This is a genomic window from Micromonospora sp. NPDC005305, from assembly GCF_040607315.1.
Lineage (GTDB): Bacteria > Actinomycetota > Actinomycetes > Mycobacteriales > Micromonosporaceae > Micromonospora.
On sequence record NZ_JBEXGL010000008.1, the window covers coordinates 228,305 to 248,969 of the forward strand.

The window sequence follows — 20,665 nt, forward strand, 5'->3', positions numbered from 1 at the left end:
ACCCGACCGCCGATCCGCGGAACTCGGCGGGCCCACGAGCCACCGGCAGAAACGGCGACCCGGCCAGGCAGAGCCCACGGCCGGGTCGCCGCGTCTGCCACAAACCCAGCCTCCGCGCCCGCACTCCCCTTCCGGCCGCCACCCAGAAAGGGGTCAGACCAGGCCGGCTTCGCGGAGGAGTTTCCAGAGGCCGGCGCCGTCCGGGGCGGCCAGCCACTTCTGCCCCACCGGGCCGGCGGCGGGGCGGCCCGCGGGGGTGGGCAGGCTGCCGGCGAGCACCGACTGGGTCGGCGAGAGCCGGCGGATCGCCACCCCGGCCACGTTGTCCGGGTGGGCGGCGGCGAACTCACGGTAGATCTCCTGGTCGTGCTGGCCGTCGTCGCCGATGAGCAGCCAGCGGACGTCGGGGAACTCCCGGGCCAGCCGGGCCAGGGTGGCCCGCTTGTGTTCCCGGCCGCTGCGGAACCACCGGTCGGCGGTCGGCCCCCAGTCGGTGAGCAGCAGTGGCCCGGCCGGGTAGAGGTGCCGGGACAGGAACCGGGTCAGCGTGGGCGCGACGTTCCAGGCGCCGGTGGACAGGTAGAAGACCGGGGCGCCGGGGTGGGCGGTGACCAGGCGCTCGTACAGCACGGCCATGCCGGGGACGGCGGCGCGGGCGTGCTCGTCGAGGACGAAGGTGTTCCACGCGGCGAGCAGGGGCCGGGGCAGCGCGGTCACCATGACCGTGTCGTCGATGTCGGAGAGGATGCCGAACCGGACCTCGGGGTCGAGGATGCGGACCAGCGCCTCCACCGGCTCGGCGTCGGCCACGCTGAGGCGTACGCAGCCCCAGCCCGGGGTGAAGTCGGCCTTGATGACGGTGTCCACGAAGCCGCTGCGGTCCGCGGTGGCCTCCTGGCTGACGCCGCCGGCCTCGATGGTGACCTTCGCGTACTTGGCGGGCAGGGTGGTGAAGCTGCGCCAGCCGCGGACCTTCTCCAGCCGGCCGCGCTGCCGGGTGTCGGGGCGGCCGAGCAGCACCCGGCAGAGCACCCGCGCCCAACCGGGGGCGCCGTACCCGGCGTACGCGACGATGTTGGCCTGCCACCCGGTGCGTCGCAGCCGGCGTTCGACGAGGCCGTGCAGGGCGTCCTCGATGCGTGCGGCCCGGTGCAGCTGGGGCACGGCCAGTTGGTCCGGTGGTGTGGGTGGCACGCTGTCACCCTGCCACAACCCGCCCGGGCCGGCCACGCGAGTGGTCTGCGCCGATCCACCCCGCCGCCCGGCGCCCCCGTGACAGACTGCGGTCGAGGCGACGACGGGGGCGTTGGTCGTGTCGACACCAGAGCGGGACCCGGGACGGTGGCGTCCGGCGCTGGACCGGCCGGCGCTGGTGGCGCTGGTGCTCGGCGCGGCCGGCGTCGGCTACCGGCTGGTGCTGACCTTGTTCACCCTGCCCACGTCGAACAGCGACGAGGCGACGTTCGGGCTGGCGGCCCTGCACATCGCCACCGGCGACGAGCGGCCGGTCTTCCTCTACGGCCAGCGCTACATGGGTGTGCTGGAGTCCTACCTGGCGGCCCCGCTGGTGGGCTGGGCGGGGGCGAGCTGGCCGTTGCTGCGGTTGCCGTTGCTGGCGTTGTTCGCGGTGTTCCTGTGGCTGGCGTACCGGTTGACCCGGCGGCTGTTCTCGCCCTGGCTGGCGGCCCTCGTGGTGGGCCTGCTGGCACTCGGCTCCGAGCGGGTCGTCCGGGACCAGCTCACCGTGGTCGGAGGCCGGCCGGAGGTGAAGCCGGCGGTGCTGGCCATGCTGCTGATCGCGGTGGCCCTCGGCGAGCGCCGGGTCCGGCACCGCTGGCTGGCCGCCGGCCTGTTCGGGCTGCTGGCGGGGCTGGCGCTGTGGTCGGACTGGCTGATCGTGCCCTACCTGGCGGTGGCCGGGCTGGTGCTGGTCTGGGCCGCGCCCCGGGACCTGGTGGGCTGGCCGGGGGTGCTGCTCGTGGTGGGCTTCGTGCTCGGGATCGCGCCGGTGATCAAGGACAACCTGATCGCCCCGGACGGGCAGGACTCGCTGTCGGTGTTCCGGGAGATCAGCACCAAGGAGGGCGCGACGCCGTCGGTGTCCGAGCGGCTGCACGGCGGGCTGCTGGAGGGGGTGCCGCTGGCCTCCGGGCTCTGCCCGATGGACGGCTGCGCCCGCTGGGCCCAGTGGTTCGGGCTGCTCTACCCGGTGCTTCTGGTGGCCGCCGCCGTGCTCGGGCTTGTCGCGTTCCGCCGGGCCGCGGACGCCGCCGCGCGGGTCCGGGCCGTGGCGATCCTCGCCCTGGTCGTCGGTGCGGCGTTGACCCTGCTGGCGTACGTGCGCAGCCCGCTCGCCGCGACCGACCCGCTGGGCAACTCCCGCTACCTGTCGGTGCTCCAGATCTCGCTGCCGGCGGTGCTCTGGCCGCTCTGGCGGGCCGCCGCGCACGCGGTCCGGGCCACGGCCGGCACGGCGGCCCGGCCGGCCGGGGCGCTGGCCGGTGTGGTGCTGGCCGCGCTGGTGGCCGCCACGGTCGCGGGCACCGTGGCGTTCGTGGCCGACGCCCCGCCGTTGCGGGCCGAGGAGCGGCAGGCCCGGGAGCTGGCCGGCGCGGTGCGCCGCGCCGGCCTGCGGGAGGTGTACGGGGACTACTGGACCTGCAACCGGCTGATCTTCAACACCGGCGAGGCGGTGGTCTGCGGGGTGCTCGACGGCGACCTGAGCCCCGGGCAGAACCGCTACCCGGCGTACTGGAAGCGGGTGGGGCGGGCGGCCCGGCCCGGCTACGTGGTGGCCGTCGGCTCCTCGGCGGAGCGCGCGCTGCGCCGGCTGCTCGGCGACCGGGCCGACGCGGCGCTGGTGACCGAGGTCGGCGGCTATCGGGTGTACCACCCGGATGCCGCCGTGCGGCCGTGGCGCTGAACCCGCGCCGTACGCTGTGCCGATGCTCATCCTGCTGCCCCCGTCGGAGGGGAAGGCCGAGGCCGGCACCGGCCGGCGGCTGGACCTGTCGAAGCTCTCCCTGCCGGAGCTGAACCCGGCCCGGGAGGACGTGCTGGCCGCCCTCGTCGACCTCTGCGCCGGCCCGGACGAGGCGGCGGCCCGCGACGCGCTGGGCCTGAGCGAGGGGCAGCGCGGCGAGCTGCGGCGCAACGCGCGGCTGCGGGCCGCGGCCACCGCGCCGGCCGGGCGGATCTACACGGGGGTGCTCTACGAGGCCCTCGACCTGGCCACGCTGCCGCCCGCGGCGGAGCGGCTGGCCCGCCGTTCGGTGCTGGTCAGCTCGGGTCTCTGGGGCGCGGTCCGCCTCACCGACCGGATCCCGCCCTACCGCTGCCCGATCGGGGCGCGGCTGCCGGGGATCGGGGCGCTGTCGGCGTACTGGCGCCGGGCGCTGGCGGAGGCCATGGCGACGGCGGCCGGGACCGGCCCGGTGCTGGACCTGCGCTCCGGCGCGTACGCGGCCACGTGGGCGCCGCGCGGGACGGTGGCCGAGCGCACCGTGACGGTGCGGGTGCTGCAGGAGCGCGAGGTGGACGGGGTGCCGACCCGGTCGGTGGTCAGCCACTTCAACAAGGCCACCAAGGGCCGGCTGGTCCGCGACCTGCTCACCGCCGGCACCCGCCCGCGCACCGCCGACGCCCTGGTCGGGGCGCTGCGCGAGCTGAAGTACGCGGTCGAGGAGCAGCCGCGGGCGGCCGGCCGGCCCCGACAACTCGACGTGGTGGTCACCGAACTCTGAGGCCGGGTTGCCGCAAATTTTGCTCAAGGCTCGGTCGCAGCGGTTTCGCGGCGCGGACGCCGGGGGTCACGGTTAGGGAACCCCGATTCCGACCAAGGAGCTGTTCCGATGGCCCCCGAGTCCACCACCCTGCTCGACCGGCCCCGCCAGTCGTCGCCACCCCCGCCGCTCGACTGGCTCACCCTGGCCGACGCCTTCGAGGTCGCCTGCCTGGTGCGCTGCACCCCGCCCCCGGCCACCGACACCCGCCGGGTCGACGCCGGCACGCACCGGGGCGGGATCGCCGAGTTCAACCGCCAGGACGCGGCGCACCGGATGCGGCAGCTGCTGCAGCGGCTGGACGTGCCGGTGGAGCACGAGCTGACCACGGGCGGCCTGCGCCGCCGGTACGAGCTGCACCGGCTGTCGGTGCCCCGGGAGCACCGGCCGGCGTACGCGGCGCTGCTGGAGGCCGGCTGGCGGCAGGGCCGCCGGGAACTGCTGGGCGGTCCCTTCCCCGGCGCCTCCACGGCCCGCCGCGTGTGGCGGCCCCGGCTGGCCGCCGCGGCGTGGCGGGCGGCGCTGCTGGCCGGCGGGCGGCACGTGCGCCGGCACAGCCTCGGCATCCGGCTGGCCGACCGGGACCTGGCCGCGGTGCTGGTCCGGGGCGCGGCGCTGCTGGACGTCCCCGCGGTGCTCCGGCCCGGCGCGGGCTGTTTCCTGGTGAGCGTGGCCAACGGCCCGCACCGGGTGCGGATCACCGAGAGCGCCGCGCTGGCCCCGGCGGCGGCCTGCTGACCACGCCCGACCGCCACGCCCGGGCCGACCCGCGGTCACCGCAGCACCGCGGGGCCGGCCCCGGACGTGACGGTGCGCGGCCGGGCTTGCGCGGCGGGCGCTCCACGGCGCAGAGTGCTGCCCGTGAGCCGACACTGGTCTGCGCGCGGCCGGCGCCGGACCGCCGCCCCGCTGGCGCTCCTCCTGGTGCTCGTGGCCGGTCTGGCCGGCTGCCGGGACGAGCCCACCGAGCCGGTGCGGATCCGGATCGCCACGGGTAGCCCCACGGCCGTCTACCACGCCTTCGGCCAGTCGCTGGCCGCCCTGCTGAACCGCGAGCTGCCCGGCGTGCGGGCCACTGTGGAGGTCACCGCGGCGTCCGCGCAGAACGTCCGGCTGGTCGGCTCCGGCGAGGCGGAGCTGGGCTTCACCCAGGCCGACGTGCTGCCGCCCCGCGCGCCGGAGCATCCCGCGGTGCTCGCCGTGGCCCGGGTCTACGACGACCTGCTGCACCTGGTCACCACGGCCGGCGGCCCGGTGCGCACCCTGGCCGACCTGCGGGGCCGGCGGGTGTCGGTGGGCGCCGACGGCTCCGGCACCGAGGTCACGGCCAGCCGGCTGCTGGCCGTGGCCCAGCTCGGCGGCGGCCAGGTCCGCCAGGAGCGTCTCGGCCTGGACGACTCGGTGGCGGCGCTGCGCGCCGGCCGGATCGACGCCTTCTTCTTCTCGGGCGGCCTGCCGGTGCGCGGCGTCGCCGAGTTGGCCGGCAGCACCTCGGTGCGGATGGTCGACCTGGGCGACTGGACCGAGCCGCTGCGCCGCGGGTACGGGCAGGTCTACGTCACCCGGGACATCCCCCGCTCCGTCTACGGGGCGGACCCGGTCAGCACGGTGGCGAACCCGAACTACCTGATCGCCAGCGCCGACCTGCCGGCGGCGCTGGTGCGCGAGGTGACGCGGCTGCTGATGGAGCGCCGGGAGGAGCTGGCCGCGGCGCATCCGGCGGCCGGCCGGATGAGTCCCCGGGCGGCGATCGTCACCACCCCGCTGCCGCTGCACCCGGGCGCGGCCGACTGGTACCGGGCCACCAAGCCCTGAGGCGGGCTCAGCGCTGCCCGACCTCGGAGCCGACCGGTTCGACCGGGCCGTCGTCGAGCGCCGGGGCGGGTTCGTCCGGCTCGACGAGCTCGTCGTCCGGGGCCGGGAACCACACCTCGGCGACGAGCCCCCGCGGCTCGCCCTGACGCATGGTCAGCCGGCCGTCGGAGGCGTCGACCAGCACCGCCACGATGGTCAGCCCGAGCCCGGCGCCGTCGACGTTCTGCACGTCCGGGGCCCGCCAGAACCGCTCGGTGGCCTGGTCGAGCTGGCTGGCCGTCATGCCGGGGCCGGTGTCCCGCACCTCCAGCGCGATCCCGCCGTCGGCCGGGCGTACGGACACCGTGACCGCTCCCCCGGCGCCGCTGAACTTGACCGCGTTGTCGATCAGCGCGTCGAGCGCCTGGTCGACGGCGGTCGGCACGGTCCGGGCGTACGCGGGCGTGCCGGTCCCGTGGAGCGCGAGGGTGACCGACCGGTGCCGGGCGAGCGGCAGCCAGGCCGCCACCCGGGAGGCGGCGATCCCGGCGGCGTCCACAGTGACCCGCTGGTTCTCCTCCCGCTCGGCGCGGGCCAGGGTGAGCAGCGCGTCGAGCACGGTGGCCAGGCGGTCGGTCTCCTCCAGGGCCAGCTGGTGCTCGGCCCGGCCGTCGGGGTCGGTGAGGCTCGGCCCCAGCTCCTCCACCCGCAGCCGCAGCGCGGTCAGCGGGTTGCGCAGCTGGTGGCTGGCGTGCGCGACGAACGCCCGCTGCCGGTCCATCACGTCGGAGACCGCGTCGGCCATGTCGTTGAAGCTGGTCGCCAGCCGGCGCAGCTCGGGTGGGCCGAGGCGGGGGCGGACCCGGGCCCGCCGGTGCCCCTCGGCGATCTCGTGGGTGACCGCGTCCAGCTCGGTGACCGGGCGCAGTACCCAGCCGGCCAGCCCGAAGGCGGTGGAGACGCAGGCCAGCACCGCGAGCAGGCCGATGCCGGCGAGCAGCAGCCACCAGGCGGTGACGGTGCCGCGCACCTTGGCCGCCGGGGTCGTGGTGACCACGGCGCCGAGCACCTCGCCGCCGTCGTTGATCGGGACGGCCACCACCAGCGGCCCGCTCACCCAGGGGCGGACCGCCTCCGGCTGGCTGAACTGCTGCCCGGCCAGCGCGGTGTCCAGGGCGAGGTCGGTGCCCGTGCCGAACTCCCAGCGCGTGGAGGCGACCACGGTGCGGCGGTCGCGGTCCACCACGGCCGCCCCGATGCCGTAGAGGTCGTCGTAGGCGGCCAGTTCCGCGTCCAGCGGGCCGGGGGTGCCGCCGCGCAGCGCCGGGCCGGCCAGCGACGCGAACCGGGTGGCGTCGGCGAGCCGGTCGGCGCGCACCCGGTCGGTCTCCCGGGTGGCCAGGGTGGCCGCCAGCGGGGTCTCCAGGGCGAGCAGCACCAGCACCATCAGCAGCAGGTAACTGATCACCAACCGGCGGCGCACGGCTGCCTCCTCACTCGCCGCGGAGCCGGTAGCCGACCCCGCGGACGGTCTCCACCAACGTCGGGTCGCCGAGCTTGCCGCGCAGCGAGCCGACGTGCACCTCCACGGTGTGCCGGTCGGCCCAGGTCGTGCCCCAGACGTCGAGCAGGATCCGGTCCCGCGGCACGGCGACCCCGGGCTGGCGGGCCAGGGAGAGCAGGATGTCGAACTCCTTGCGGGTGAGCGCCACGGGCCGGCCGGCCACGGTGACGGTCCGGCCGCCCACGTCGATGCGCACGGCGCCGGCCTCGATGAGACTGCGCTCCGGCGCGGTGTGCGCGGCCCGGCGCAGCACCGCCTCGATCCGCGCCTGCAGCTCCACCATCGAGAACGGCTTGACCACGTAGTCGTCGGCGCCCAGCCGCAGCCCGAGCACCCGGTCGCGTTCCTCACCCCGGGCGGTCACCGCGATGATGCCGAGCTGGCTGCTGCGCCGGCGCAGCTCCCGGCACAGGTCGGTGCCGTCCCCGTCGGGCAGGGTCAGGTCGAGCAGCACCAGGTCGCAGGGGGCGGCGGAGAGCGCGGCCCCGACGGTGGCGGCGTGCTCCACCTCGTATCCGCGCCGGGTGAGCGCCGACGACAGGGCCGCGGCGACCCGACGATCGTCCTCGACCAGGAGGATCCGCACCCGTGCCTCCATCCGCTCGACGTGCTGCCCTGCGAATGGTGGCAGACGACGCGGCGGGACGGGAGGCCCGGTGGGCTTCTAGGCTGCGGTGGTGATCTACAAGATTCTGGCCGACACCGAGTGGGAGCAGGCGCGGGCGGCCGGGCGGTTCACCGGCACCGCGATGGACCGGCAGGACGGCTACATCCACCTGTCCGCGGCGGACCAGGTGGTGGAGACCGCCCGCCGGGTCTTCGCCGGGGTCACCGGCCTCACCGTCCTGGCGGTGGACGAGGCGCGCCTCGGCGACGCGCTGCGCTGGGAGGTGTCCCGTGGCGGCGCGCGCTTCCCGCACCTCTACGCGGCGCTGCCGGTGGACGCGGTGGTGGCCGCGCATCCCCTGCCCGCCGACCGGCCCGCCGCCGACGCGGTGGCCGAACTGGTGGCGTGACGGCTCGCTATGCTGCGACGTGCCCGCCCGCCGGCTCCGGGAGCCCGGCGCGGCCGGGTGGCCCTGGCCCGGCCGGGCGCGCGGTGGTCAGCCGGCGCGACCGTCCGGCACCGACGGCGCGACGACGCGCCCTGCCACGATGCGAGTTGACATGACTGACAGCAACGAGCGGCCCGCCTCCGTCTTCGTCCACCCGACGGCCGACGTGGAGGACGGCGCCCGGGTCGGCGACGGCACCAAGGTCTGGCACCTGGCCCACATCCGGTCGACCGCGCAGGTGGGCGCCGGCTGTGTGATCGGCCGCAACGTGTACGTGGACGCGCAGGTCACCGTCGGCGACCGGGTGAAGATCCAGAACAACGTCTCGGTCTACCAGGGCGTGACCATCGAGGACGAGGTCTTCGTCGGCCCCTGCGCGGTGTTCACCAACGACTTCCGCCCGCGCGCCCAGAACCCGGACTGGACCATCACCCCTACCATGGTCCGCCGGGGTGCCTCGATCGGCGCGAACGCCACCCTGGTCTGCGGCATCGAGGTGGGCGAGTACGCGATGATCGCCGCCGGCTCGGTGGTCACCCGGGACGTCAAGCCGTACCAGCTGGTGGCCGGCAACCCGGCCCGTCCGAAGGGCTGGGTGGACGAGAAGGGCGAGGTCATCTCCCGGGACGTCGACAACCCGCCGCACCAGGGCTGAGCGCGCGGCGGGGTGGCGGGACGCGAGCGGGCCCCGGCCGTCACACGGCCGGGGCCCGGAACCCTGCGGGAGGATCAGCCGCCGATGACCACCCGGCGGACGCCGGTCCAGCGCGCCGGGTCGGTGACCCGGCGACCGTCGACCAGCACCGTCACGCCCGGCAGGTCGGCCGGGGTGAGGTTGCGGTACTCGGCGTGGTCGGCCTGGATGACCGCCGCGCCGACCGGCTCGCCCTCGTAGCCGGGGAGGCCGTGCGCGGCCAGCTCCTCGTTGGTGTACATCGGGTCGGCGACGTACGGGACGGCGCCCCGCGCGCGCAGCGCCTCGACGGTCGGGAAGACGCCGGAGAAGGCGGTCTCCTTGACGCCGCCCCGGTAGGCGGCGCCGAGCACCAGCACGCCCACCCCGGTCAGGTCCCCGTACGCGGCGGCGAGCAGGTCGACGGCGTACTCCGGCATGGCGGCGTTGGCCTCGCGGGCCGAGCGGACCACGGTGGCCGCCGGGTCGTTCCACAGGTACATCCGCGGGTAGATCGGGATGCAGTGGCCGCCGACGGCGATGCCCGGCGAGTGGATGTGGCTGTACGGCTGGGTGTTGCAGGCCTCGATGACCTTGGTGACGTCGACGCCCACGGTGTCGGCGAAGCGGGCGAACTGGTTCGCCAGGCCGATGTTGACGTCGCGGTAGGTCGTCTCGGCGAGCTTGGCCAGCTCGGAGGCCTCGGCCGAGCCGAGGTCCCAGACGCCGTTCGGGCGGTCGAGGTCGGCCCGCTCGTCGAAGTCCAGCACCGCCTCGTAGAACCGCACGCCGTGCTCGGCCGACGCCTCGTCGACGCCGCCGACCAGCTTGGGGTAGCGGCGCAGGTCGGCGAAGACCCGGCCGGTGAGCACCCGCTCCGGGCTGAACACCAGGTGGAAGTCCTGGCCGGCGGTGAGGCCGGAGCCCTCCTCCAGCATGGGGGCCCAGCGGTTGCGGGTGGTGCCGACCGGCAGGGTGGTCTCGTAGCTGACCAGGGTGCCGGGCTTCAGCCCGCGGGCGATGGCCCGGGTGGCGTCGTCCATCCAGCCGAAGTCCGGCACGCCCTCGGCGTCGACGAAGAGCGGCACGACCACGACGACGGCCTCGGACTCGGCGACCGCGGCGGCCGTGTCGGTGGTGGCCGACAGGAGCCCCGCGGCGACCGTCTCCTTGAGCTTGACGTCCAGGTCGGCCTCGCCGGGGAACGGCACGGCACCGTCGTTGACCAGCTGGACGACCCGCTCCGAGACGTCGGCACCGATCACGCGGTGCCCCTTCGAGGCGAACTGCACGGCGAGCGGCAGACCGATCTTGCCGAGCGCGACGACGCAGATGTTCATGAAACTACTTTCCTCCTAGCGGAAGCCGGCGGCGAAGGCGGGCCACGACGCGGCGCAGCGTCACCGGAGAGACGGTGAACGCCAATTGACCTCTGTGGTTGTTGGTGACGGTGATGAGGTGGAACCGGCCGCCGTCGCGGTGCAGCACCCGCTGCACGGGCGACGGCCGCAGGCCCCGTAGCGGAGTGGCGCGGCCGTCGGCCACCCGGGCGCGGACCGTCCGGCTGCCCCCGGCCGGGCCCAGGTCGGCCACCAGGTCCCGGACCCGGAACGTGGCGTCCACGGTCGTTCCCATCGGGTCCGACGGCAACGGCCGCACGACGGCCGTCACCTTCCCCACGAACAGGGAGAGGTCACCGCCGACCAGCTCGGCGAGGTCGGAGCGAGGGCTCCGGGCGAAGACCTGGACCCCCCGTTCGCCGTCGGCTCCGGTGACCCAGCGTACCGACACCGCGTCCAGCCTGGCGAGCCACTGCGTCGCGGCGGTGTCCAGCTCGAACCACTCGTCGCGGACGCCGGACTCCGGGTCGCCGAAACCCGGGTAGGCGGCGTACCAGTGCTGATCTTTGACCACCGTGGGTGGCAGCCCGTCCTTCGCGTCCTGCCCGAGGATCGCGAGGAGGTCGGCCCGCCGCCCGTACGCCGCGGTGCCGAGCCGCACCCGCGCCGAGATGTTGAGCTGGCCGCGGATCCGATCGGTGAGGTGCTCGCGGACGAGTTTGCCGACGCGGCCGCGGATCTGCTCCTGGGTGTCCTGGTCGAGCTGGAGGTAGTCGGACCGCAGCAGCTTGGCGACCTCCCACGCGAAGTGTCGCCGGAGCACGGCGTCGCGCCGCTCCCCCGGCTCGATCAGCTCCGCGACGAACCGGACGATGCGCTCGACGCAGTCCAGGCGGGCCAGGTGATCGCTACGGTAGGTGATGTTGCCGGCGTTGAGTCGCTTGACGGCGTAGTAGTAGTCGTAGTCGGCGAGCACGGAGATGCGGCCGGCGCGCAGGCACGCCTCGATGGTGAACGGCTGATCGCTGCCGACCGCCATGTCCTCCGGGAACCGCAGCCGGTGCCGCTCCACCAGCTCGCGCCGGAAGAGCTTGGTGTTGGACAGGGCGAACGGCAGCGCCGAGGTGAACAGGTCGACGTCGGACCTGGTCTGGTCGAAGATCTCCTGGTGCACGTACCGCTTGTTGACACCCACCATGCGGCCGAGCACCACGTCCGAGCCCCACCGGTCGGCGGCCGTCACCATCCGCTCCAGCGCCTCCGGGCCGAGGTGGTCGTCGGCGCCGATGAAGAACACGTACCGTCCGGTGGCCAGCTCGAGTGCCCGGTTGCTGGGCGTCGCGGGCCCGCCGGAGTTCTCCTGGTGGCGGACCTTGATCACGTCGGGGTGGGCCGCGGCGAACCGGTCCAGCTCGGCCCCGCTGCCGTCGGTCGAACCGTCGTCCACCGCCACGATCTCGAGCCGGTCGTGCCCGATCGTCTGGTCGAGCAGGGACTGGAGGCAGGTGGTCAGATCCGGCATGGTGTTGTAGACGGCGACGACGACGGTCACGTCCGGCTGGGTCACCGTCCTGCCGCCTTCCCGGGCCTCTGCGCGTCGATCATGAAGCTGCCCCGTCCCGGGTCGCCCGCCGGCAGGCCCGCCGCCGCGATCGTGCCGTCAGAACCCATGCCCGTCCGTCTCCGTGTCAACAAGCACCGCACCCGCGGACCCGAGCGAGTCTACGACAACCGGGCCGCCGGAAGTCGTCGCCACTGGGTGTTCCGGGGCGGGTCGCGGCCATTGCTACCCTGCACGCGGCTCCTGATCGTGACCGGACCCTCGTCACCACAGGTCAGCCCCCGAAGCCAGGCCGGTCATGGCACGCCGGACACCACGCGGACAGGACTCGGACATGACCCTGCTGACGAGCGAGGAGCACCCGCCGGTGCGGCCGGCCACCGCGGACCGGGCCGCCCGACCCGCCCCCTCGACCCGGCTGGTGACCGCCTTCCGGTCCGCCCTTCCCGCGCTCGCCGGTTACGTCCTCGTCCGACTGGTCGGGCTGCTCACCCTCTACGTGTGGGCCCGCAACGCCGGTGAGCGGCCGGGCAGCCTCCTCACCGAGTCCGACGGCCGGTGGTACCTCGGCATCGCCCAGCACGGCTACGACGGGTTCGCACGCGTCCAGAGCGACATGGCGTTCTTCCCGCTCTATCCCCACCTGGTCGGGGCGCTCGAACCGCTGACCCCGCTCGGGTCACGCAACACGGCCCTGGCCGTCGCCGCGGTCGGGGCGCTCGCCGCCGCGTGGGGCCTGTTCGCCGTGGGCGAACACGTGTACGACCGGCGGGTCGGCATCCTGCTCGCCGTGCTCTGGGGCGCGCTGCCGCACAGCATCGTCCAGTCGATGAGCTACAGCGAGGGCATCTTCACCGCCTTCGCGGCGTGGTCCCTCTACGCGCTGCTCCGCGCCAACTGGCTCGCCGCGGGGCTGCTCTGCCTGTGCGCGGGCCTCACCCGGCCGACCGGCTCGGCACTGGTCGCGGCGGTGTGCCTCGCCGCGTTGATCGCGGTTCTGCGGCGCCGGGACGGCTGGCGTCCCTGGGCGGCGCTGCTGCTCGCCCCGGCCGGCTGGGTCGGCTACCTGGCCTGGGTCGGCTGGCGCACCGGCCGGCCGGACGGGTGGTTCCACATCCAGGACGCCGGCTGGGGCACCACCTTCGACCTGGGCGTCGACACGGTACGGGTGGCGCAGCGGGTGCTCGCGCACCCGTCCGCGCTGGCGATGTACGTGGTGACCCTCGTGGTGCTGACGGCCGTGACGTTGTTCGTGATCAGCCTGCTCGACCGGCAGCCGTGGCAGCTCCTGCTGTACAGCGGACTGGTGCTGCTCACCACGCTCGGCGCCGCCGGCTACTACCACGCCAAGGCCCGCTTCCTGCTTCCCGCCTTCCCGCTCCTGTTGCCGGTCGCGGTCGCGCTGGCCCGTGCCGGCTGGGCGCGCGCGGTTGCCGTCCTGGCGACCCTGACCATCCTCTCCGCCTACTTCGGCGGATACGTCCTGATCATCTGGAACCGGTCACCGTGACGCTCAGCGGCTGAACGGGCGCACGTCCCAGAGCCAGACGTCGTCCACCCGCTGCCCCGGGCCGTACAGCGCGTCGAGCACCGTCCGGAGCTCGGCCTGCCGGCGGTGGCGCGGCAGCGCCACCGCGTCCGCCCGCCAGTACCGCGCGTCGGCGCGGGCCTGGGCCACCTCGGCCGGGGTGACCGCGGCGGGCCGCCGGCCCGCCGCCACCTCGGTGAGCAGCTTCGCGGTCGGCTGCGGCTCGACCCCCCAGCGGCCGGTCGCGTCCGTCTTCGAGACCGGACCGAGGAAGTAACCCTGCGGGACCGCGAACCCCGCCAGCGCCGCCGAACTCCAGTAGACCGAGGTCATGTTGGCCACCGGGACCGGCACCAGGGTGCGGCCGGGGGCGACATGATCGCGCCACGCGCCTCCGGTGACGAAGTGCGGCACCGCCGGCCGCCCCTGGGCCGCCAGCGGGGTAGGCAGGATCGGCAGCAGCGCGGCCAGCGCCGCCACGCCGGCCAGGCGGACGAGCAGCCGGTCGGCCGGCCGCCCGGACCTGCTCCGCGCGACAAGGCGGTCCCCGGCGAGGGCGAGCAGCACGCCGATCGCGCCCGTGGTGATCAGCGCGAAGCGCGCCACCACCACCGAGTCGAAGACGGGCAGGTGCTCCACGAGCGCGAACGGCGCCGGGATAGAGGTGCGCTCGGTTCCCCACGTCCAGGTGGTGCCGATGGACAGCAGCGCGCAGACCACGGCGACCAGGGCGAGCACCCGGACCGTGACCTCCCCGCGGAGCCACCACGCCGCGGCGAGCGCGACCACCAGCAACGACCAGCCGTAGAAACTGGCCTGCTCGGTGGTGTTCGGCCCCCAGCCGCCGGCGCTGGTCGGGCTGCCGGCGATCGACTCGGTCGCGTAGCGGACGTAGGAGCCGAGCTTGAGCGCGTAGACGTCCGCCGCGCCGGGATGACCCACCCGGTGCTGGGGCCCGCTGAACTGCATCCACAGCGGGTAGGCGGCCACGACTGCGACGACGGACCCGGCGACCGCGAGGCCGCCGGCCAGCCGGCCGGCCCGGCGCAGCGCCACCCGTGGCTCGACGACGAGGTGGGCGAGGACGACCATCAGGCAGCACAGCGCGAGCAGGAAGAGGATCTCCAGGCTGACGAAGAACTGGGCGGCGATCAGCACACCGAGGAGCAGGCCGTCCCGCAGCATGCGGCCGTGCCGGGCGAGCACGAGGACCCGCCACCCGATGAACGGCACCAGCCACTGCGCCGTGATGTGCGGATGTCCGTTGCTGTGCGACACCAGGGCCGGCGCGAAGGCGCAGAACACGCCTCCGGCGAAGGCGGCGGCACGGGAGCGCACGACGTGCCGGGACAGCACGTGGTACCAGGCGTAGCCGGTGCCGGCCAGGTTGAGCGTGATGAGGAGCAGGTAGGAGACGGAGGCGCCGAAGAGCAGGGTGACCGGCGCGAGCACCAGCCCCGGGAGCTGCATGCCGACGTTGGTCATCAGATTCACGCCGTCGGGCGCGTTCTGCAACGTCGTGAAGAACGGGTTCTCCAGGTGACGGACCCCGTGGGCCGCGTACGCCAGCATCCACTCGTTGAAGCCCTGGTCGTCCGGGCGCGTGCCGAGGAGCCGGCCGTCGACGTCCCGCCAGCCGCGCGCCGTCACCCAGAGGCCGCCGGCCAGGAACACCGCAGCGACCACGAGGTCGACGGGAACCCGCCACCACCGGGCCGGCGCGGCGCCCTCCGGCACCCCGGCCGGCTGCTCCCCGCTCCGGCTGTCGGCAGGATCCACCGGCGCCTGGGCGGCGTCGGCGGGAGCGGCGTCGTGGGTTCGGGTCTCGGGCCCGGACGTGGTCATGGCGCAAGAGTCTACGAAACCCGGGCCGACCCGCCCCGTCCACCCGGAAACCGGCCGGTGTTCGTCCGCTTCCGCGTCAGACCCCGGCCGGCGCCGCCGGATCAGAAGAAGTTGTCGTAGAGCCCCTGGAACAGGACCGCCTGACCGACCGACAGGAGCACCAGCGCGGCGACGACCGCGCCGCGCAGCCAACGCCGGTCGAACCCGGCGGTCCACCGATCCACCACCAGCCCCGCGCAGCCGGCGAGCATCGGGTAGAGGAAGGCCCAGGTCCGCTCGATCTCGCCCTGGCGCAGCTTGGTCACCTCGGGCGGCAGGGCAGCCCAGACGAGCAGGCCCACCACGAGCACGGTCACCAGCAGCGGCCGTCCGGCGCCCGGCACCCGACGGAACAGCGCGTAGATCCCGAGGACGGCCAGGGGAAGCCCGGCGTACATCAGCAGGGCCGCCGGGTTCCCCGCGAGCCAGTACCAGCGGTAGTTGTTGGAGGACGACGAGGGCGACGCCTGGTAGGAGGCGAGGATGTCGAACCCGAGCGTCAGCCAGGCCAGCAGCAGCACCGCCACCCCACCGCCCGCCGCGCCGGCCAGCAACCGGGCGGCGGCGCGCCAGCCCACCTGGACCACCAGGGCGATGGTGGCGGCGAGCACGATGAACGAGGTGGCGAAGGTCATCAGGGTGCCGACGCCGAGCACCGCCCCCGCGATCGCGGCCACCCGCACCGACCGCCGCTGGGCGGCCAGCACGAACAGCGCCGCGCTCAGCGACATCGGCACGGCGTACACGGTGTCGAGGTTGCTGTAGGCGAGCATCAGCGGCCCGGGGGCCGCGGCGAACAGCACCGCGCCCATCCGGCCGGCCCGCTCGCCGCCCAGGGTCCGGCCGATCAGCCAGGCGGAGACCGCGGAGGTGAGGGCGACGACGGCGATGACCGCGGCGATCCGGAGCTCGTGCGACGCGCCGAGGACCCGGAACAGCAGGTAGAGGAAGACGAACACGCCCGCCGGGTGGGTCCGCGAGCTGTACGAGTGGAACCGGTCGGTGATCTCGGCGTGCCGCTCGACGAACCCCCGCAACCCGAACTCGTAGACGAGGTGCAGGTCCGAGGTGTAGTAGGACGACTTCGGACCGGTGTCGACGCCCCGGGTCAGGTCGCCGACGTCGCCGCGGACCAGGTTGACCGTGGTGGCGGTGACCGCTCCGGCGAGCACCACGAGCGTGAGGGCCAGCCAGGACGGCACCCGCCGCCAGGAGATGACCGTCCAGCCGACCCCGGCCAGCAGCACCGCGGCCGGGAGGACGGTGAGCGTGAGCCGGCCCCAGGTCGGGTTGAAGATGCCGTAGATCGGGGGGCGGGCGAAGTAGCCGTAGCCGATCGGTGGCAGGTGCCTGCTCAGGTGCCAGAAGCCGTACAGCGCGACACCGGTGACCGCCATGGCGACCACGGGCCAGTATCGCCACCGCACCGTCGGACTCGACGCCGGCTCAGCCGCCCCGGGCGCCGGATCAACGGCCACGGCGACGCTCCCACCGCTGTCGGCCGGATCGTCGCGGGGTGCTTCGTTCACGTAGACTCCCTTGTTCCCAGGCTGAGCCGCCACCGTTCATGACCGAGGCACACTCTAGGCGACCTCACCCGGGGCCGGGGGACGTGATCAGCGCGGTGACGCCGGCCGTCCCGGCTGCCCCACGCCCGTCGGCGCAGGCCCGGCCGCAGGGGCGATGTTAGCCTGGGTGGCCCTCAAATCCGACGAGACGGACACCCAGACCGACCGCGGACAGGACAATCGGAGGAATCAGCCACATGAAGGTCGTCAGCATCGTCGGAGCCCGGCCACAGCTGGTCAAGCTCGCGCCGATCGCCGCGGCGTTCGCCGCCACTGAGCACGAGCACGTGATCGTGCACACCGGGCAGCACTACGACGCGGACCTCTCCGACGTCTTCTTCTCGGGCCTGGGCATCCCCGACCCGGACGTCCACCTGGGCATCGGCTCCGGCAGCCACGGCGTGCAGACCGGCCGGACCCTGTCCGCCCTCGACCCGGTGCTGGCCGCCGAGCGGCCGGACTGGGTGCTGGTCTACGGCGACACCAACTCGACGCTGGCCGGTGCGCTCTCCGCGGTCAAGATGCACCTGCCGGTCGCGCACCTCGAGGCCGGGCTGCGCTCGTTCAACCGGCGGATGCCCGAGGAGCACAACCGGGTGCTCACCGACCACTGCGCCGACCTGCTGCTCGCGCCGACCGAGGAGGCCGTGCGCCACCTGGCCACGGAGGGGCTGGCGGAGCGCACCGTGCTGGTCGGCGACGTGATGGTCGACGTCTGCCTCCGGGTGCGCGACACCGTGCGCGCCGGCGGCCAGCCCCGCCCGGAACTGCCGGAGGGCATCGACCCGGACGCGCCGTACCTGCTGGCGACGCTGCACCGGGCGGAGAACACCGACGACCCGCGGCGGCTCGGCGCCCTGGTGTCCGCGCTCGCCGAACTGCCCGTGCCGGTCGCCCTGCTGGCGCACCCCCGGCTGCTGGCCAGGGCCGAGGAGCATGGCATCAAGCTGGGTGGCGGGGCGCTGCACGTGGGCCGGCCGCTGCCGTACGCCGGGATGGTCGCCGCGGTGCTCGGCTCCGTCGGCGTGGTCACCGACTCCGGCGGGTTGCAGAAGGAGGCCTACCTGCTGGACCGGCCGTGCACCACGCTGCGGCCGGAGACGGAGTGGGTGGAGACGCTGGCCGACGACTGGAACCGGCTCGTGCCGGATCCGGCCGCGCTCGGTCGCTCCGCGTGGGTCGAGCTGGCCACCCGCGGCCGCCCGGCGGCCGGACGGGGCAACCCGTACGGCGACGGTCGAGCTGCCCAGAACGTCGTGCGGGTCCTCGCCGAACAGGTCCGCTGAGCCCGGGTCCTCCGGGTGGCCACCGGCCACCCGGAGGACCGCCCAGGCCGGTCAGGAGCGGGCGACGATCTCGGCCATCGACGGCGGGACCAGCGAGGTGGTGGCGACGGCGTGCGGGAAACGGCGGGCGAGCCGCCACCCGAGCGTGATCGACAGCGCGTCGGAGGCCACGATGAGGTCCGCGGGATCGCCCTGGAGGTCGATCTCGGGAAGCCGCCGGTCGAACAGCCGGGCCAGCAGCAGCGGCCGGAAATTCTGGTAGACCTTCATGAAGACCCGCTTGTGGAAGGCCTTGCTCACCCGCTGCTGCCCCCGGCTGAGGCCCTCGATCGGGCGGGCCACCGCGCCCTCGCCGGAGAGCCGGCTCAGCCCACTCAGCACCCGTCGCGGCCCGCTGGTCACGACGAGGCGCTCGGCACGCATCACCGGATGCCGCTGCTCCGCCGGGCCGAGCGCGAAGAAACGCAGGTCCGGCCGGTCGGCCAGCTCCGTCCAGTTCTTGTCGGTGAGCACCACCACGTCGACGCGGGCGCCCTCGTCGAGCAGGCGCTCGGCGAGCGCCACGACCTTCTCGTGCGGCTTCCGGTTGAACGCCAGCAGCAGGACCCTCGGCTTTCGGACCGTACCCGGCTCCACGGCCGGCGCCCCGTGTTCCTCGACGAACGTCACGATCCGATCCTCCCCGCGGCGATCTTCTGCCTGACCATGCTCCGCAGCCGGGCCTCCAGCGGCGCGGTCACCGCCTCGCGGGTGAACGTCGCGGCATGGGCGCGCGCCTGGGCCCGTTGCTCGGGCGACATGTCCCGCGCGGCCTTGCCGGCGGCGATCATCGCCTCGGCGATGTCGTTGACGTCCAGACTTTCCGGGTTGAACCAGAGGGGATAGCCGGCAAGGACGTCCTGCGCGGCGATGCCGGGGGCGTGCACGGAGACGATGGGATGGCCGCTGGCCATGTACTCGAAGATCTTGCCGGAGGTCACGTAGCGTGCGCCGCCTGCGAGGAAGACCAGGACGTCGCTCTCCTGGTAGACCCTGCCCACCTCGGTCTTCGAGACCGGACCGCGGTAGTGGATGCCGGTGTCCGGCAGCGAGTGGCCGGCCTCGCCCTGGGTCAGCCCGAGCCGGTCGATCAGCTCGCCCTTGCTCTGCTTGAAGTAGCCCAGGTGCCCGTGGATGTTGAGTTCCGCGTCGGCCAGGTCGGGATGGCGCCGGGCCAGCTGGAACGCGTCGGCGAGCTGCTCCACCGGCTGGGTGGCGTTCATCGTGCCCAGGAAGGTGAAGCGCAGGGGGCGGGTGCGGTCGGCGGTGGTCGCCGGCTCCTCCTGCTCCAACTGGGTGAGCAGATCCGGATCCCAGCCGTTCGGCACCACCATCATCCGGTCGGCGGAGTCCGGGTAGCGCTCGGCGTACCAGGCGCGCAGCGGCTGGTTGACGAAGACCGACGCGGCGGCGTCGCGCAGGATGCGCCGCTCCCACTTCCAGGCGGGGTGGCCCGGCTCGTAGCCCGGCTCCTCGGTGAACATGTTCAGCGTCCACGCGTCCCGGTAGTCGACGACGAACGGCACGCCGGTCGCCTTGTGGATCAGCCAGGCGGCGGCGAACGAGGCGAACGGGTTGCCGGTCGCCAGCACCACGTCGAACCGCCGGCGGGCGTGCATGCGCAGGGCCTTGCGCACCGAGGCGACCGCCCAGGAAAGGTAGTGCTCGGGGAAGAACTTCTTCAACCCGAAGTTGTAGAGGTTGCGGGCCAGGATCGGCGACAACCCACGGAACCGCCCGTACGCCCGCAGGTCCCGCTCCCAGGCGAAGTGACTGATGCGGGGACGCTCCACCCGGATGGCCGGATCGACCGTCTCGGCCAGCTGCTCGTCCACCGAGCCGATCACCCTGTGCAGGAAGCTCAGCGGCGACGCGAAGGCGGTCACCTCCCACCCGTTCGCCGCGAGGTAGTTCGCGGTGGCACGGGCCCGGTACACGCCGCTGGCACGCGACGGCGGGAAGTAGAACGACAGGTAGAGAATGCGAGGTCGGCGCGGCGTCCGCGACCGGTTCATTGGTTGTCCCCCTGGACGAAGTCCGGATCTGGCCGGTATTGACCTTCGGGCGTGAGACCAGCGTAGTCGTAGCTGAAGCACACTCTCGGAATCGCCGGGGCGTGAGAAGCGCCGATCAGGCGCGCGGCGTACGGCATGGCGACCGGATCAGTGACGACAAGCACATCCGCCCGCGGCTGGGCGCCGACCCGAGCGATCAACTTCGCCCGGGTGTCGCCCCGCAGCCGGAGGAACGCCCGGTGGGCACGGTCGGCGAACCGCGTCTGGTAGGCACGCTCGGCCCGCTTGGAGAAGCCACGCAGCGGGCCTCGCCCGACCGTTCGCAGGATCTTGCGGGGCGCCTTGAACAGCACCGCCTGCTCGATGCGCTGCGCCGGCATGCGCCGCTGCAGGGCGGCCAGCTCGACGACCCGGACACCGGCCGCGAAGGTCTCGCGGCTCCAGGGAGCCATCCGGTCGACCACCACGGTGGCCGTGCCGCCGTCGGCGACGACCTGGGCGGACTCCGCCACTACCGCGCGCCGTCGGACGGCGCCGACCGACAGGAAAAGGACGTGCATGTCACTCCATCAGCTC

General features: G+C 74.2%; 18 protein-coding genes. 8 read left to right on the top strand and 10 right to left on the bottom strand.

The window, feature by feature from the left end:
- Positions 1-153: 153 nt before the first annotated feature.
- Positions 154-1,194 carry a phosphatase domain-containing protein gene (locus ABZS80_RS16570; protein WP_355056607.1) on the bottom strand — a complete coding sequence of 347 codons (1,041 nt, stop codon included), beginning with the start codon at positions 1,192-1,194 and terminating at the stop codon, positions 154-156.
- A gap of 118 nt (positions 1,195-1,312) precedes the next feature.
- Here ABZS80_RS16570 and ABZS80_RS16575 point away from each other — a divergent pair, with 118 nt between their 5' ends.
- The 4 genes from ABZS80_RS16575 (at position 1,313) to ABZS80_RS16590 (ending at position 5,597) form a co-directional block, all read left to right on the top strand.
- Positions 1,313-2,923 (top strand): hypothetical protein, encoded by a 1,611-nt coding sequence (locus ABZS80_RS16575; RefSeq protein ID WP_355056609.1) that lies wholly within the window; start codon positions 1,313-1,315, stop codon positions 2,921-2,923.
- A 22-nt stretch (positions 2,924-2,945) separates the two neighbouring features.
- A complete protein-coding gene (gene yaaA / locus ABZS80_RS16580) occupies positions 2,946-3,743 on the top strand; it encodes a peroxide stress protein YaaA (protein ID WP_355056610.1) in 798 nt (265 codons plus the stop codon).
- Positions 3,744-3,851: 108 nt separating this feature from the next.
- Positions 3,852-4,520 carry a hypothetical protein gene (locus ABZS80_RS16585; protein ID WP_355056612.1) on the top strand — a complete coding sequence of 223 codons (669 nt, stop codon included), beginning with the start codon at positions 3,852-3,854 and terminating at the stop codon, positions 4,518-4,520.
- A gap of 123 nt (positions 4,521-4,643) precedes the next feature.
- Positions 4,644-5,597: a TAXI family TRAP transporter solute-binding subunit gene (locus tag ABZS80_RS16590; RefSeq protein ID WP_355056614.1), complete on the top strand. Its 954-nt coding sequence runs from the start codon at positions 4,644-4,646 to the stop codon at positions 5,595-5,597.
- Between the two features lie 7 nt (positions 5,598-5,604).
- On the opposite strand, the gene ABZS80_RS16595 is transcribed toward ABZS80_RS16590, so the two are convergent.
- Positions 5,605-7,059: a HAMP domain-containing sensor histidine kinase gene (locus ABZS80_RS16595; RefSeq protein ID WP_355056616.1), complete on the bottom strand. Its 1,455-nt coding sequence runs from the start codon at positions 7,057-7,059 to the stop codon at positions 5,605-5,607.
- A 10-nt stretch (positions 7,060-7,069) separates the two neighbouring features.
- On the bottom strand, positions 7,070-7,738 hold the full coding sequence (locus ABZS80_RS16600; protein WP_355056618.1) for a response regulator transcription factor: 669 nt from the start codon (positions 7,736-7,738) through the stop codon (positions 7,070-7,072).
- A 79-nt stretch (positions 7,739-7,817) separates the two neighbouring features.
- On the opposite strand from ABZS80_RS16600, the gene ABZS80_RS16605 reads away from it, so the two are divergent.
- On the top strand, positions 7,818-8,156 hold the full coding sequence (locus ABZS80_RS16605) for a DUF952 domain-containing protein (RefSeq protein ID WP_151463097.1): 339 nt from the start codon (positions 7,818-7,820) through the stop codon (positions 8,154-8,156).
- Between the two features lie 151 nt (positions 8,157-8,307).
- Positions 8,308-8,850 (top strand): acyltransferase, encoded by a 543-nt coding sequence (locus tag ABZS80_RS16610; RefSeq protein WP_355056620.1) that lies wholly within the window; start codon positions 8,308-8,310, stop codon positions 8,848-8,850.
- Positions 8,851-8,924: 74 nt separating this feature from the next.
- On the opposite strand, the gene ABZS80_RS16615 is transcribed toward ABZS80_RS16610, so the two are convergent.
- Both ABZS80_RS16615 and ABZS80_RS16620 read right to left on the bottom strand, forming a co-directional pair.
- On the bottom strand, positions 8,925-10,208 hold the full coding sequence (locus ABZS80_RS16615; RefSeq protein ID WP_151463099.1) for a nucleotide sugar dehydrogenase: 1,284 nt from the start codon (positions 10,206-10,208) through the stop codon (positions 8,925-8,927).
- A gap of 4 nt (positions 10,209-10,212) precedes the next feature.
- On the bottom strand, positions 10,213-11,775 hold the full coding sequence (locus tag ABZS80_RS16620; RefSeq protein ID WP_355056623.1) for a glycosyltransferase: 1,563 nt from the start codon (positions 11,773-11,775) through the stop codon (positions 10,213-10,215).
- Between the two features lie 328 nt (positions 11,776-12,103).
- Here ABZS80_RS16620 and ABZS80_RS16625 point away from each other — a divergent pair, with 328 nt between their 5' ends.
- Positions 12,104-13,279, top strand: coding sequence for a hypothetical protein (locus ABZS80_RS16625; RefSeq protein ID WP_355056625.1), 1,176 nt, complete (start codon positions 12,104-12,106; stop codon positions 13,277-13,279).
- Positions 13,280-13,282: 3 nt separating this feature from the next.
- Here the strand turns inward: ABZS80_RS16625 and ABZS80_RS16630 are convergent, their stop codons facing one another.
- Together ABZS80_RS16630 and ABZS80_RS16635 are read right to left on the bottom strand one after the other, a co-directional pair.
- Entirely contained in the window at positions 13,283-15,142 is a 1,860-nt protein-coding gene (locus ABZS80_RS16630) for a hypothetical protein (protein ID WP_355056627.1), read from the bottom strand.
- Between the two features lie 101 nt (positions 15,143-15,243).
- Positions 15,244-16,710, bottom strand: a complete 1,467-nt coding sequence (locus tag ABZS80_RS16635; protein WP_355056629.1) for a glycosyltransferase family 39 protein — start codon at positions 16,708-16,710, stop codon at positions 15,244-15,246.
- 236 nt (positions 16,711-16,946) lie between these two features.
- Here ABZS80_RS16635 and wecB point away from each other — a divergent pair, with 236 nt between their 5' ends.
- The gene (wecB, locus tag ABZS80_RS16640) at positions 16,947-18,035 is read left to right on the top strand and encodes a UDP-N-acetylglucosamine 2-epimerase (non-hydrolyzing) (RefSeq protein ID WP_355056631.1); all 1,089 of its coding nucleotides are present in this window, start codon (positions 16,947-16,949) and stop codon (positions 18,033-18,035) included.
- Between the two features lie 51 nt (positions 18,036-18,086).
- Here wecB and ABZS80_RS16645 read toward each other — a convergent pair whose 3' ends face one another.
- Genes ABZS80_RS16645 through ABZS80_RS16655 form a run of 3 tightly spaced genes read right to left on the bottom strand, consistent with a single transcriptional unit; the run spans position 18,087 to position 20,649 of the window.
- Positions 18,087-18,704 carry a hypothetical protein gene (locus ABZS80_RS16645; RefSeq protein ID WP_355056633.1) on the bottom strand — a complete coding sequence of 206 codons (618 nt, stop codon included), beginning with the start codon at positions 18,702-18,704 and terminating at the stop codon, positions 18,087-18,089.
- The gene (locus tag ABZS80_RS16650; protein ID WP_355056635.1) at positions 18,701-20,089 is read right to left on the bottom strand and encodes a glycosyltransferase; all 1,389 of its coding nucleotides are present in this window, start codon (positions 20,087-20,089) and stop codon (positions 18,701-18,703) included. Before ABZS80_RS16650 ends, ABZS80_RS16645 begins: the two co-directional genes overlap by 4 nt.
- Complete coding sequence (locus tag ABZS80_RS16655; RefSeq protein WP_355056637.1) at positions 20,086-20,649, bottom strand: hypothetical protein; 564 nt, start codon at positions 20,647-20,649, stop codon at positions 20,086-20,088. The genes ABZS80_RS16650 and ABZS80_RS16655 overlap by 4 nt, the downstream gene beginning before the upstream one ends.
- Positions 20,650-20,665 lie beyond the last annotated feature (16 nt).